This window comes from Alphaproteobacteria bacterium (genome assembly GCA_025210155.1).
Lineage (GTDB): Bacteria > Pseudomonadota > Alphaproteobacteria > Rs-D84 > CASDRH01 > JAOASE01.
Genome location: JAOASE010000006.1, coordinates 142698 through 155191, shown reverse-complemented (window position 1 = coordinate 155191; position 12494 = coordinate 142698). Strand labels below are relative to the sequence as shown.

16 protein-coding genes and 1 tRNA gene are annotated in these 12494 nt (G+C 29.5%); 7 read left to right on the top strand and 10 right to left on the bottom strand.

Going from position 1 to position 12494, the window contains the following annotated elements; translation table 11 throughout:
* Genes N4A44_02395 through N4A44_02385 form a run of 3 tightly spaced genes read left to right on the top strand, consistent with a single transcriptional unit; the run spans position 1 to position 2009 of the window.
* The gene (locus N4A44_02395) at positions 1-387 is read left to right on the top strand and encodes a hypothetical protein (protein MCT4552492.1); all 387 of its coding nucleotides are present in this window, start codon (positions 1-3) and stop codon (positions 385-387) included.
* Positions 377-1153: a twin-arginine translocase subunit TatC gene (gene tatC, locus N4A44_02390; protein ID MCT4552491.1), complete on the top strand. Its 777-nt coding sequence runs from the start codon at positions 377-379 to the stop codon at positions 1151-1153. Before N4A44_02395 ends, tatC begins: the two co-directional genes overlap by 11 nt.
* A gap of 28 nt (positions 1154-1181) precedes the next feature.
* Positions 1182-2009, top strand: a complete 828-nt coding sequence (locus N4A44_02385; protein ID MCT4552490.1) for a M23 family metallopeptidase — start codon at positions 1182-1184, stop codon at positions 2007-2009.
* Between the two features lie 8 nt (positions 2010-2017).
* On the opposite strand, the gene N4A44_02380 is transcribed toward N4A44_02385, so the two are convergent.
* The 5 genes from N4A44_02380 to N4A44_02360 all read right to left on the bottom strand — a co-directional run bounded on the left by N4A44_02380 (position 2018) and on the right by N4A44_02360 (position 4815).
* On the bottom strand, positions 2018-2212 hold the full coding sequence (locus N4A44_02380; protein MCT4552489.1) for a hypothetical protein: 195 nt from the start codon (positions 2210-2212) through the stop codon (positions 2018-2020).
* 11 nt (positions 2213-2223) lie between these two features.
* A complete protein-coding gene (locus N4A44_02375; GenBank protein ID MCT4552488.1) occupies positions 2224-2451 on the bottom strand; it encodes a hypothetical protein in 228 nt (75 codons plus the stop codon).
* Between the two features lie 64 nt (positions 2452-2515).
* On the bottom strand, positions 2516-2914 hold the full coding sequence (locus N4A44_02370; protein MCT4552487.1) for a DUF721 domain-containing protein: 399 nt from the start codon (positions 2912-2914) through the stop codon (positions 2516-2518).
* Between the two features lie 11 nt (positions 2915-2925).
* On the bottom strand, positions 2926-3861 hold the full coding sequence (locus N4A44_02365; GenBank protein ID MCT4552486.1) for an RNA polymerase factor sigma-32: 936 nt from the start codon (positions 3859-3861) through the stop codon (positions 2926-2928).
* A gap of 150 nt (positions 3862-4011) precedes the next feature.
* The gene (locus N4A44_02360) at positions 4012-4815 is read right to left on the bottom strand and encodes an undecaprenyl-diphosphate phosphatase (protein MCT4552485.1); all 804 of its coding nucleotides are present in this window, start codon (positions 4813-4815) and stop codon (positions 4012-4014) included.
* A 93-nt stretch (positions 4816-4908) separates the two neighbouring features.
* Between N4A44_02360 and N4A44_02355 the strand changes: the two genes are divergently transcribed.
* Positions 4909-5502 (top strand): CarD family transcriptional regulator, encoded by a 594-nt coding sequence (locus N4A44_02355; protein MCT4552484.1) that lies wholly within the window; start codon positions 4909-4911, stop codon positions 5500-5502.
* Positions 5503-5564: 62 nt separating this feature from the next.
* Here the strand turns inward: N4A44_02355 and N4A44_02350 are convergent, their stop codons facing one another.
* From N4A44_02350 to N4A44_02330, 5 genes are all read right to left on the bottom strand, one after another.
* Entirely contained in the window at positions 5565-5870 is a 306-nt protein-coding gene (locus N4A44_02350) for a TRL-like family protein (GenBank protein ID MCT4552483.1), read from the bottom strand.
* Between the two features lie 150 nt (positions 5871-6020).
* A tRNA-Glu gene (locus tag N4A44_02345) sits at positions 6021-6095 on the bottom strand.
* 28 nt (positions 6096-6123) lie between these two features.
* A complete protein-coding gene (gene trpS, locus N4A44_02340; GenBank protein ID MCT4552482.1) occupies positions 6124-7140 on the bottom strand; it encodes a tryptophan--tRNA ligase in 1017 nt (338 codons plus the stop codon).
* 133 nt (positions 7141-7273) lie between these two features.
* Complete coding sequence (locus tag N4A44_02335; protein MCT4552481.1) at positions 7274-8308, bottom strand: tetratricopeptide repeat protein; 1035 nt, start codon at positions 8306-8308, stop codon at positions 7274-7276.
* Between the two features lie 100 nt (positions 8309-8408).
* Positions 8409-8960 carry a VTT domain-containing protein gene (locus N4A44_02330; protein MCT4552480.1) on the bottom strand — a complete coding sequence of 184 codons (552 nt, stop codon included), beginning with the start codon at positions 8958-8960 and terminating at the stop codon, positions 8409-8411.
* 158 nt (positions 8961-9118) lie between these two features.
* Here N4A44_02330 and N4A44_02325 point away from each other — a divergent pair, with 158 nt between their 5' ends.
* The 3 genes from N4A44_02325 to N4A44_02315 all read left to right on the top strand — a co-directional run bounded on the left by N4A44_02325 (position 9119) and on the right by N4A44_02315 (position 12493).
* The gene (locus tag N4A44_02325; protein MCT4552479.1) at positions 9119-9478 is read left to right on the top strand and encodes a ribosome-binding factor A; all 360 of its coding nucleotides are present in this window, start codon (positions 9119-9121) and stop codon (positions 9476-9478) included.
* Positions 9479-9543: 65 nt separating this feature from the next.
* Positions 9544-10743: a hypothetical protein gene (locus N4A44_02320; protein MCT4552478.1), complete on the top strand. Its 1200-nt coding sequence runs from the start codon at positions 9544-9546 to the stop codon at positions 10741-10743.
* 91 nt (positions 10744-10834) lie between these two features.
* Positions 10835-12493, top strand: coding sequence for a penicillin-binding protein activator (locus N4A44_02315; protein ID MCT4552477.1), 1659 nt, complete (start codon positions 10835-10837; stop codon positions 12491-12493).
* Position 12494 lies beyond the last annotated feature (1 nt).

Sequence of the window (12494 nt, the reverse complement as noted above, 5' to 3'; positions counted from 1 at the left end):
ATGCTTTCTATTGGAACTTATGAAATTATATTAATAGCATTATTGGTTCTAATTTTCGTAAAACCAGAAGATCTACCTGACTTATTAGAAAAGTTGGGTGGATTTTATTCTAAAGCTAAGTCTCATATAGTTAATATAAGATCTGAAATTTCAGGTTCTATTGAAGATATTAAAGATGCTAAGCTTGAAATAGAAAGAGAAATGAAAGAGAGTTTTGATTTTGAAAAGGAGCTAGAGAATATCTCCAAGGAATTTAAACAGTCTAGTAAATCTAATTTTTCTAAATCAAAAGATCCCTCTCTTAAGATAGAAGGCGAAATTCCAGATGAAAAAGAAGTTCAAAAAGAGCTTGATTTAATAATGGGTGAAGATAGTGATGAAAAATAACATAGAAAATATTCATTCTGAAAAACATACAATACTTTTCCACTTTAAAGAGTTGAGAAAAAGGTTGTTGTTATCTTTATTGTTTTTTGGAGCTGCTTTTTTATTAACATATTCTTTAGCTGAAAATATTTATGATTTATTGTTGATTCCACTGGAAAATATAATGAAATCCACTGGTGGAACAAATAGAGTTATATTTACAAATCTATCTGATGGGTTTATGACCTATTTAAAAACAGCAATGTTCGGAGCATTTTTCTTATCAATTCCATTTATTTTGCTTCAATTATGGATGTTTATATCCCCAGCTTTGTATAAAGAAGAGAAAAAATTTATTGTTCCTATGATTTTTTCATCAATATTTTTATTTTTAATAGGGGCTTTGCTTGCATATAAAATAGTAGTTCCAACTATTTGGAAATTCTTTTTATCATTTCAGACATCTGCAATTTCAAACACTATAATGCCTATAGAACTAGAAGCTCACATGTCTCATTACTTTAGTTTGATAACTAAGATGATAACTTCTTTTGGATTAATATTTCAGTTACCTATATTTATAATTAGTTTTGTTAAATTCAAACTTGTAAAAGTTCATACTTTGAGAAAGGGGAGAAAATACTTTTTCCTTGGGTCTTTTGTATTTGGAGCATTGTTAACACCTCCTGATATAATTTCTCAAATGATATTAGCTATACCACTATATTTATTATATGAACTATCTATAAGTATCTCAAAAATAATATCTAAAAATACTAGATTTTAGATAATTTTTCTGATAAAATATCTACATTATGGGTAAAAAGTTATTAACGATATTTACAAGCTGTCTTTTAACCCTTTCATTTGAAGGGGTGTCTTACTCTAATGAAAATTATCATGTTGTTATACCAGGAGATACTCTGTATTCAATAAGTAGAAAAACAAATGTATCTGTTGATAAGATAATTTCTATAAATTCTATAGAGGATAATCAAATAAAGTTAGGGCAGAAATTATATCTAGGAAAAAAAGAATCTAAGGATATTGTTGAAAAGTCTTCTAATAAGGATTTTGTTATAGTTAAGCCTGGTGATACGCTATATTCAATAGCTAGAGATAACAATCTATCATTTAGCTATCTTGTAGACACTAATAATATGAAGTATCCTTATTCTATAGATATAAATCAAAAGATTTATCTAAAGAAATCATCATTAACAACATCTCATTCATTAGCAAAGTCTGACAATAAAATTATAAGATCTGTTAGAGGTTTTATTCTTCCAGTTAAAGGAAATATTATTTCTGATTTTTCAAATAATTTAAAAAATAGAAAGAATCGTGGAGTTAATATAGCTGGAAAAGAGGGGGATAGCATAGTGGCATCAAAAGATGGTATTGTTTCTTATTCAGGATCTAACTTCCCTGGTTTTGGTAATACAGTTATATTATCTCATAAGGGTAGTTATAAAACAATTTACTCTCATAACAAATCAAATCTTGTTATGAAGGGCGAATTAATAAAGCAGGGGGAAAAAATAGCTACAGTTGGAAAGACTGGTAAAGTTAGCATCCCTCAAGTTCATTTTGAGATAAGAAAAGATGGAACTGCAATAGATCCATCTAGTCTAATAAAGTAATAAATTTATTATTTGCATTTTCTCTTTTTTAATCTTTCTGCAAATTTAACAAGATCTTTATTCTTATTTCCAGTTTTTGAAAATGTCTTTAATTCAGAGCAATTAAAGGTAAGAATATCTGATTGTTCAATTGCAGCAAAAGACGAATTATTTATGGCAAATAACATTAAAAGAGAGGCAAATATAGTTAATCTAAGTTTCATCTATAAATCTCCTATTTGTTAATGCATTTATTATATCTTTGTTGTGCAAATTTTAAATTGGCACCAGTTATTTTCTTTTTAGTATCTAGCATAATATAGCCATTATTCATAGAAGTTTCTAACTTTCTGCAAGTGTATCCTGCAATAGCAGATCTTTCATCCGCTTTTGAATCTTTTTGAGAAAGAGTTACTCCAAAAACTAGAGTTAACGCAAATAGTCCAATAATTAGTTTTCTCATGATAATATCCTTTCTTCCTAATTTATAGAAAAATTATATCAAAAAATACAGTTTTTGTAAAGGTTTATTTGCCATGCATGAATTTAATATCTTTAACGACGTCATTTCCTGTGAAGGCATTTACTTTATCTATTATATTTTGTTTTTCATATTGAATTATGCCAGCTAAAGATGATGATTTTAGAGCCACCTCTAAAACAGCATGGTTTTTAGATTTAAAAGCCAGCTTAACTGGCTTTATTTGTTCATAAAAAGCCTCGCCTACAATAGATTTCCAATTTATCATTATATCCTTTTGTAGGAAAGAGCCTTTGCTATTAGATCCAGCTTTTTTAATAAAATTTGTTGAGATTATAGATAGTGGATTTAAACCAAAAGAAACACGGTCCTTTTTGTCAGCAACCTCTTTTTCTATATAATCTTCGCTCATTATATCAACTCTTTTTTTATAAAATTCATTCATTGCAAAGGTCCTTACGAGCGATAATTATAGTTTTTAACGGCAAACTTCTTAAGTTTTTCTTTAATAGCAACTTCTATTTGCCTAACCCTTTCCTTAGAAACCTTTAATTCATTTCCTATTTCTTCAAGGGTTTTAGGCTTTGGTGATAAAAATCTCCCAGTTATAACAACTTTTTCTTTATCATTTATAGTCTTAACAAATTCACCTAAAATCTTTCTTTTAAGATCGGTTTCAGAAATTCTTTCCATAATCTCTTCTTGATTTGGCTGCTCAGATGCTATTAAATCTTGTATTTCTGTACCAGAATCTCCTTCGCTAGAAATAGTTTTATTTAAGGATGTTCCTCCTCCAGATTTTCTTCTGTTCTCAATCTCCATAATCTCTTCTTGTTTAAAACTATAGTGATCAGCTATTTTCTTAATTTCTTCATCCGTAAGGTTTCCAGAATAGTTAATTCCTATATCCTTTAGTTTTTTAGTAAAATTAAAGAATAAAGTTTTGTTTGCAGCGCTTTTATCTATTTTAATAAGAGACCAGTTACTTAAAATATAGTCATGTAGTTCCGCTTTTATCCACCATGATGCATAGGTTGATAATCTGAAGCCTTTATCAACATCGAACTTTTTAACAGCCTTCATAAGTCCTATATTAGCTTCACTAATAAGATCCTCAAGAGGAAGAGAATAGTTTTTGTAGTTAAATGCTATAGATGTAGAAAGGTAAAGATGTGATTGAACTAATTTTTGAGCAGCACCAATATCGGAATCATCTCTAAATGCTATAGCTAGCTTTTTTTCTTCTTCAATGGATAGTCTTGGTATTGATTTCACCATTTTAAGATAGCTTTTAATACCTAAGGATGGATCGTATACAGATAAAGAGGCATTTTCTTTCCTTTGAATGCCTTTATTATCAATATTATTTTTTTTATTATCCATTTTATTCATAGGTTATAACCTGTGTAAATATTTATTTTGCCGGATAGTTCCTTGGGTATATAGAGTTATCCGGTCTTATTGGGTCCGATTTCACTCCGCAAGAAGAAATCATTAATAAGGTTAGAAATAGTATTATTTTTTTCATTTTCAAGCTCCTTATTAGATTTTATCAGATAAAACCATCATTGCAAGTATTATAGAGATTGCTATTCTATATACTATAAATGGTTTGAAAGAATGTTTTTTAATATATTTAACAAATAATGATAACGAAATATATGAAAATATAAATGACGTTATGATTGCAGTTAGAAAGTATGTTGTCATAGCAAAATCGTTTAACATTATAATTCTTATTGTTGAAACTCCCCCAGCTGCAATTATCGTTGGTATGGCTAAAAGCATTGAAAATTCAACTGATTTATCCCTGCTTAATCCAAGCATTCTAGCTCTAGTTATTGATATTCCAGATCTACTAACACCTGGAAATACAGATAAGGATTGATACAGTCCTATAGAAAATAACTCTTTTAATGATAGTTCATTTATATCTCTATTTTCTCTTTTAACGTCATGTTTGTATAATATTAACGCAAACACTATTGAATTAAATATAAGTAGCATATATGAAGATCTTATATCTCTAGCAGTTTTGATATTTATAACTGTAAAAAATACTAGGGCAGCAATAGGAATGAAGCCCATAAAAGCTATAAAAACTTTGTTTATAAGATTTTTACTGCTCATTTTATCTTTGGTTATATTTGAAATGCTATTAAATAAAGTCTCTTTGTAATATAGTAATATTGCAAACAAAGATCCTAGGTGCAAACCTATGTCTAAAAGTAAATAATTTTCAAGATTTCCAAATATTTTATGAAATATAACTAGGTGGGCTGATGAACTTACAGGTAGGAATTCTGTTATACCTTGAATTATAGCTAATAATATAATGTAGAACATCCCCTGAAAACCCCAATAATAATAAAAACTTGTTTTTTCTAAGAATATCACTATAATATTAAGAAGTAAATAGAAAATTTGTTAGGTTAATAAATGGCTGATAAAGAAAAATTTAATATAGGCGACAAAATAATATACCCAACACATGGATTGGGTGAGGTTAAAGAGATAACTAAACAAGTGTTTGGAAGTCAAGAAATTGATTTCCTTGTTTTATCGTTTGAAAAAGACAGAATGACTATAAGAATTCCTATCTCTAAAGTAGAGACTTCTGGTTTACGTAAAATTTCTACAGAAAAAGATTTAGAAGAAGTTATTTCAACAATAAAAGAAACACCAAAGTTAAAGAGAATGATGTGGTCTAGAAGAGCCGCAGAATATGATGAAAAAATCCGCTCAGGTAACGTTGTTTCTTTGGCTGAAGTTGTTAGAGATTTAAATAAAAAAGCTAATAGCGAAAATCAATCTTATAGTGAAGCTAGAATTTATGAAGAAGCTTTAGAAAGATTAGCAGATGAATATGCAGCTGTACATGGCATACCTTCTGATGAAGCAGAAGAAAAGCTAGAAAAAATTATGGCAAAGTCATCTAAGAAATCTGGTGAAAAAGATATGTCTATGGAGGACGAGGCTCTTAGAAAAGAGATAGAAGCTCTAGCTGATGAAATAGATGATTTAGATATATAGATTTATATTTAAGAAAATAAAAAACCTCTCAATTGAGAGGTTTTATTAATATTTAGGTATAATTAGTTACCTTTAACGATAGTACAGTTTTCAGCAATGATTAACATTCTTTTAACTTCTCTATCAACAGAAGAAACTCTAGTGATTCTGCCATTCTTTTTAGCAGCTTCAATAGAAGCGTCGCCTGAAGCAAAAATACCTAGGTAGTTTTTAGCACATGCTTTACCAGTTTTTGTTGCGGCAGAGTTATTTGTTGCAATAACAGCTTCTTTAGTATCACCAACGATAGCCATTCCATTTTGAGAAGGTATTACAGCGCAAGATGTAACGCCTAAAACTGCTACAGCAGATAAAAGTATTTTTTTCATTTTTCAGCTCCTTTTTAAATTAACTAATTCAAATTCTATTTATATTAGTGACTTTAGTCAAATATTAATTTTACCCATCTTTATAATTATGGGATAAAGCCATGAGTTTATTAATAATTTTTCTATAAAATTGATGTTGAAACAGAGTAATGGCGACCCCGAGGAGAATCGAACTCCCGTTTCCGCCTTGAGAGGGCGGCGTCCTAACCGCTAGACGACGGGGTCAGAACCTTTTAATGATTTGTAATTGAAGTTAAGCTACACCAACAGCTTTCTTAACTTTTCCTAAAACTTTTTGAGCTTTTCTTTTGGCCTTTAAAGCTCCTTCTTCAAGGATCTTATCTAGCTCAGAAGGATTGCTCATATAGTATTCATATTTTTCTCTATAGGGTGCAAAATAATCTAGTATAGCTTGAAGAAGCATCTTTTTTGCATCTCCATATCCAAGTCCGCCATTTTCAAAACCTTCTTTCATTTTTTGAACATCTTCAGGCTTTGCAAAATGCTTATAGAAATCAAATATAACTATATCATCAGGATTTTTAGGATCTTCAGGTAATTTAGAATCTGTCTTAATGCTCATTACAGCTTTCTTGATAGATTTTTCAGAATCAAATATTCCAATAACATTGTTATAGGATTTACTCATCTTTCTACCATCAGTTCCGGTAAACATAACCCCACCTTCAACAGTAATACCATCAGCCTTAACAAGAACTTCTCTACCATAATTAGCATTGAATGATCCTGCAATATCTCTTTGCATTTCAAGGTGTTGAAGTTGATCTTTACCGACAGGTACTGTATTTGACCCCATGATCATTATATCAGCGGCCATAAGAATGGGATAGTTATAAAGTCCCATATTAACTCCATCATCCAATTCAGACTTACCAGCATCTTTATTTTTTTGAACAGCATCTTTATATGCATGAGCTCTATTCATTAAGCCTTTTGATGTAAAGGCTGATATAATAGTATTAAGCTCAAATATTTCTGATATATCAGACTGTTTATAAAGAACTGTTTTTTCAGGATCTAGTCCTAGAGCCAACCAAACTGCACAAACTTCTCTAGTAAGTGATTTTAACAGTTTAGGATCTTTCATTGTATTAATACCATGGTAGTCAGCTATAAACAAATAGCTTTCATCAAATTTTCCTGAGTTAGACATCTCTATCGCAGGACGAATCATCCCCATATAGTTACCTATATGAGGAGTACCTGTAGGTTTTAAACCCGAAAGCAATATTTTTTTATTATCGCTCATACTATGATCCTTTTTAGACTAAAAACTATTTGTTTTTATTTCTCATAGCCTTAAGTCTTTTTTTGAATTTATGTCTTTTAACTTTAGCGGCTTTTCTTTTAATACCTTGCATTATATACTCCTTAGTTATTTTTTAATCTTGATCAGAGGCTTCAGCAAAAGCTTTTTGATCAGCAGCTTCTTGCTCTTCTTCAGCCTTCTTAGCCAATTCTTCCCTAGCTTTTAATTTAGTAACAAAAGCGATAGGTTTTTCAGTTTTTGCCAGTTTATACGGATTCTTTTCATTTTTCAAGATTTTATTGTAATATTCTAAAGATTTATCAAAATCACCTAATTTTGCTTTACATGTAGCAATTCCATTAAATGCTTCGTAGTTGTAACCACCATCCATAAGCGCTACTTTAAAATAAACTTCAAGAGCTTTATCAAACTCTTCTAACTTTTGATATGTAAATGCTTTAGAGTTTAACGCTTGAATGTTTTTAGGATCTATTTCTAGAGCCTTATCAAAGCAGAATATAGCATCCATATATTCTCCTAATCTTTGTAATGTAATACCTTTAGAATTCCATGCTTTAACGGAAAAAGGATTTACTTTTAATGCTTTATTAAATTCTTCATAAGCATTTTTAAAATCACCAGATTTTTGAAACGAAACACCTCTAGAAACATGCGCCTTAACAAGAACTTTTGGATCTTTTGGTTTTAGATCTATAACCTTTTGAAAGCAGCTGATAGAAGCTTCAATATTACCCATTTTTTGATAAACAATACCTTTGTTTTGCCAAGCTTCTGTAGAATCTGGATGGAATTTTGTCATCATATCAAAATATTCCATAGCACCAATATGATCACCCATAACGGATAGTGTTAATCCCAGGTTGTTAGAAGCCTTAGAAGTTGGATTAATTTCTATTGCCTTCTTGTAGCATTCTATAGCTTCATCATATTTTTTGAATTTTTGTAATATAAATCCTAAACAATTCCAAGCTCTTTCATATTGAGGGTTTATAGATACTGCCTCTTGAAATCTTTCCATTGCTTCGGAGTAATTCCCATTATCTAAAGCCTTATTTCCCTTTTTAAAAACTATAACATCTTCTGTAAGAGTTTTCTTGCTTTCATTGGCTTTATTGTTGTCATTTTGTTTATAAATTACTTCAACCATAGTGTCTCTTTTCGTTTATTAATTAATTGATTGGATAATTATAAAATAATAAAAAAATTCTTTTAAATCAAGAAAATAGTTAGAATGACACAGAATATTTTTATATATACTTTATTAGATAGAAGCTACCAAATAGCAATGCAAAAAAGATTATCGTAAGTTTTCCAAGGTGTCTATCGATTATTTCTCTTGCTTTCTCTCCATATTTCCAAATTAAAAATGCTATTAGGAAATATCTCATAGCTCTTGCAATAAGTGAAGAGAATATAAATACAAATATGTTTAATCTAGAAAAGCCAGAAGCTAAAGTAATTACTTTATATGGAAAAGGAGTTAATCCTCCAAGAGCAACTATCCAAGGACCCCATTGTAAGTAAAGTTCAGTAAATTTAGAGAATTTATCAGTGTATCCCATAGAAGAAATAATAAATTGTCCCACAGAATCATATAGGAAAGCTCCTATTAAATATGCTAGAAGACCTCCAATAACAGAAAATACAGTAGCAATTGCAGCTGCTTTAAATGATTTTTTCTTATCAGAAAGACCAATGGCCATAATAAACACGTCAGAAGGTATTAGAAAGAATATACTTTCTATTACAGAAATAAAAGCAAGCATAACCATGGCATGCTTTTTTTGAGATTGTTCCATTGTCCAATTGTAAGTTTTTCTAATCATGCTGAACATAATATCAAATATATAAATAATATCAATATAATTTTTACTATAAAAAACACTGTACTTTTTGAGTCAAATTATATATCTATATTCTATATATACAAAGATATTGCAAATAGGATTATTAAAATATGAGTAAATTCAATTTAAGACAGTTACAAGTTGGTGAGCATATAAAGAGAGTTTTGGCAGGGCTTTTTCTTTCAGGTGATTTCGGTGAGGATTTGAGTAAAAACGTATCAATTTCTGAGGTTAAAATCGCATCTGGACTTAAACATGCAAGTATATTTATAAGTTGTTTAAGTGAGGAAGAGACTAAGAAAAAAGTTAAACTGTTAAATGAAAATAAAAAGCATGTGAGATTTGTCTTGGCAAAGCATCTTGAAAGTAGATTTGTTCCAAATATAGTTTTTGAGGCTGATTTAACAGGTTTTTACGCAAGTAAAATCAATGATATTTTAAATTCGGACGACGTTAAGAAAGATCTATAATAGAAAAAAATTTGATTTTAGGCTAAAAATTTGATATACTAAGTCTTAAGGAGAAGGGACTAGTAGTGAGAAAAACAATTTTCAAAATATCATTTTTAGCTGTTTTTTTTCAAATAAATAGCAGTTTCGGAAATATGGGCGATATTTCTGGTATGGTTCTGGCTCCCAAAAAACCTAGTGTTTTTAGTTTTTCCGCAAAAGTTTCAGAGACTCCTTCTGTAAAATCTCATATATCAAAAAAAGTCTCTTTAAATGTGGTTGAGTTGGCGTCCAATGATTCTAAAAAAGATTCGGAAAGGTTTTATCCAGCAAAGAAAAAAAGTAAATTAATTACTAATAAGCCAAAAGTAAAACAATCTTCTAAGAGAGTTAGGGTTATAGGTAATATGGCTCAAAAAGAAGATGACATCAAAGAGCTATCTGTTAATAGAATAGAGAGTAAGAAAACTATCTCTGAAAAAATTAATGAAGTTGTTAAAAATGAAGAGGATTCTTTCTCGGATCTAATTTCCTCATCAACAAAAGTATTAAGCAACGCATTTGCTATATCTAAAGAAGATTCTGAAAAGTCAAAGGCAGCTGTTGAAAAATCATCTTTTTCAGATGCTTTTTCTAACATGGCAAAGTCTCAAAATGAAGAAATTTACGATTTAAGTATGGATAGATTAACTAAACCAAAATCTTCAGTTAAAAAATATCAAGCAAACGCTTTTATTTCTGATGCAAGAATCAAAAGTGAAAATCTTAAAAAAGAATTAAAAAATAATTATATTGCTCAAAATAGATATGTATCACCTTTAACTCTAGAAGATGTAAATAGGGAATCTGAAAAAGGTATTTACAAAAGCATAACTATAAAAGCTAATAAAAATAACAGTAAATTAAATATCCTTCAAATGAAAGTTGGTTTTTCAGATGAAAGCTCTGCTTTAAATAGTAGAAATATTAACAACTTAAGAAGTTTTGCTGGTACGGTTCTTGATAGTCCAAATCAAGGTGTTAAGGTTGGGGTTAGCTCAAGATCTTTACAATCTCAATCTTCAAAGCAGCTTGCCGCAAGAAGATATTCTATATTGCATAAAATTCTTAGAGAAGAGGGGATTAAAGAAAAAAATATCATACCTGTTTTAACTGATAGAGCGGAAGATTCTTTTTCTTTAAATATATTCGATATGGATAATTTCCGAACTACAAAAAGAAGTGGTGGTATAAATATATTTGGTGAAGAAGTAGATAGAAGATACTACAACACACTTTCTTGGTAATAATCTGACAAATAATTTTTCAACCTTTCTCTTGTTTTCCAAAAAAATAAGTAGTAATATACTTGTATTCGTTATAATAAAAGAGGCTTAAATGTTTAAAAAAGTATTACCTATAATTTTCATTTTTATGGCATCAAGTTGTGCTAAACAATATTATCATGAGAGAACTCCTAGGGTTGCAAATCCAAGGGTTTTAAGCGCTAAAAAATCAAGCGATATTAGTACTTCTAGAGGTCGTGATATATCTTATGATAGAGATTTTCAATATAGAGGTGAAACTTTAGATAGAATAGATATATCAAAGATAGAAGATAAAGAAAGAGAGCTTATGGATAGAAGGGCTCAAAAAAGAATGGAAAGTCAAGGGGCTACAAAAATAGCGGTTCTTTTACCTCTTTCAGGAAGTGCTAAAAAAGTAGGTAATTCACTTAAGAATTCTATAGAGATGGCCTATTATGATATTAATAATGAAAATATCGAATTATCTTTTTATGATACAAAGGGAGATGCTAGTGTTGCAAAAGAAAAGGCTGAAATGGCAGTTTCTGAAGGTGCTGATATTTTCCTAGGACCTCTGTTTTCAGATAGTGTAAAGGCCGTTTCAAATGTTGCTGGAAGCAAATATGTTATATCGTTCACAACGGATACATCTGTTCTAAGTGATAAAACATATTCAATAAACTATTTAAAGTCTCAAGAAATGGAAAGAATAATCTCTTATATGGGATCAAACAATTTGGATGACTCAGTATTTCTTCTTCCGAAAGGAGATCTAGGGGAAATATTAGAGAAAACAATTCTTGAAAAAAGTAGGGAGTTTAATATTGATGCTGAAATAGTTTTCTTTGATGAAAAAAATCAAAAAGAACTTAATTCTATGGTTAAAAAAATAACTAACTTCTCAAAGAGAGAAAAAGATTTGAAATCTATGAAGGCTTTTATAAATCCCAAAATGAAATATTGCCAAAGTATAGGATATAAAGTAGATGAAAAAGGAAAGTATGACGAAGATAACACTATATCTTATACTGCATCAAACAGATCAGAGTTTGAAACTTGTAAAAAATATGAAGATATAAGTTTGAATCTAGATAAAAAAACCTCTTTAGGTAAATTTGATAAAGATGCCATATTTATAGCAGGAAGTAATAATAGTATAATATCTATAGGTGCTTTCTTAGCATATTATGATGTCAAAGGTTCTGAAACGAAAATATTTGGATTATCTAATTTCGAAAACAAAAAGATAAAATCTGAAAGTATTTTTAGGGGTAGCTTATACACATCTCCAAATTCTACAATAGATTCATCTTTCAAAAGAAAGTATAAAAATACTTACGGTTCAAATCCAATATCAATATCTCAAATAGCATATGACGCCATGTATTTGATATCATCATCTGATATGGGTGGATATATCTCTGAAGAGTATTTATTGGCTCCATCAGGATTTTTAGGCTCAAGCGGTTTATTCAGATTGAAATATAATGGTGAAACTGAAAGAGGTGTTGCTGTTAAAAAGATCTTAAGTTCAAGAAGAGTTGGTATGGTTTCTAAATCACCAAAATCATTTCAAGAATATTATAGCGGAATATATGGTAAGAATATTTCTAGTTCAGAAAATGCAATAAAAGAATATGAAAAAAATATGTCTTTAGGATATTTTAACTACCCAAGAAGTTTAGAAGAGGTAAAAGAAAATATACTACTTCTAAATCCTGAAACTATTAATTCTCTTATTATAAAATAGA

Excerpts from the sequence above, each read along its gene's own strand:
- N4A44_02395 (MCT4552492.1), top strand. The coding sequence starts at position 1 with ATGCTTTCTATTGGAACTTATGAAATTATATTAATAGCATTATTGGTT.
- tatC (MCT4552491.1), top strand. The coding sequence starts at position 377 with ATGAAAAATAACATAGAAAATATTCATTCTGAAAAACATACAATACTT.
- N4A44_02385 (MCT4552490.1), top strand. The coding sequence starts at position 1,182 with ATGGGTAAAAAGTTATTAACGATATTTACAAGCTGTCTTTTAACCCTT.
- N4A44_02380 (MCT4552489.1), bottom strand. The coding sequence starts at position 2,212 with ATGAAACTTAGATTAACTATATTTGCCTCTCTTTTAATGTTATTTGCC.
- N4A44_02375 (MCT4552488.1), bottom strand. The coding sequence starts at position 2,451 with ATGAGAAAACTAATTATTGGACTATTTGCGTTAACTCTAGTTTTTGGA.
- N4A44_02370 (MCT4552487.1), bottom strand. The coding sequence starts at position 2,914 with ATGAATGAATTTTATAAAAAAAGAGTTGATATAATGAGCGAAGATTAT.
- N4A44_02365 (MCT4552486.1), bottom strand. The coding sequence starts at position 3,861 with ATGAATAAAATGGATAATAAAAAAAATAATATTGATAATAAAGGCATT.
- N4A44_02360 (MCT4552485.1), bottom strand. The coding sequence starts at position 4,815 with ATGTTCTACATTATATTATTAGCTATAATTCAAGGTATAACAGAATTC.
- N4A44_02355 (MCT4552484.1), top strand. The coding sequence starts at position 4,909 with ATGGCTGATAAAGAAAAATTTAATATAGGCGACAAAATAATATACCCA.
- N4A44_02350 (MCT4552483.1), bottom strand. The coding sequence starts at position 5,870 with ATGAAAAAAATACTTTTATCTGCTGTAGCAGTTTTAGGCGTTACATCT.
- trpS (MCT4552482.1), bottom strand. The coding sequence starts at position 7,140 with ATGAGCGATAATAAAAAAATATTGCTTTCGGGTTTAAAACCTACAGGT.
- N4A44_02335 (MCT4552481.1), bottom strand. The coding sequence starts at position 8,308 with ATGGTTGAAGTAATTTATAAACAAAATGACAACAATAAAGCCAATGAA.
- N4A44_02330 (MCT4552480.1), bottom strand. The coding sequence starts at position 8,960 with ATGGAACAATCTCAAAAAAAGCATGCCATGGTTATGCTTGCTTTTATT.
- N4A44_02325 (MCT4552479.1), top strand. The coding sequence starts at position 9,119 with ATGAGTAAATTCAATTTAAGACAGTTACAAGTTGGTGAGCATATAAAG.
- N4A44_02315 (MCT4552477.1), top strand. The coding sequence starts at position 10,835 with ATGTTTAAAAAAGTATTACCTATAATTTTCATTTTTATGGCATCAAGT.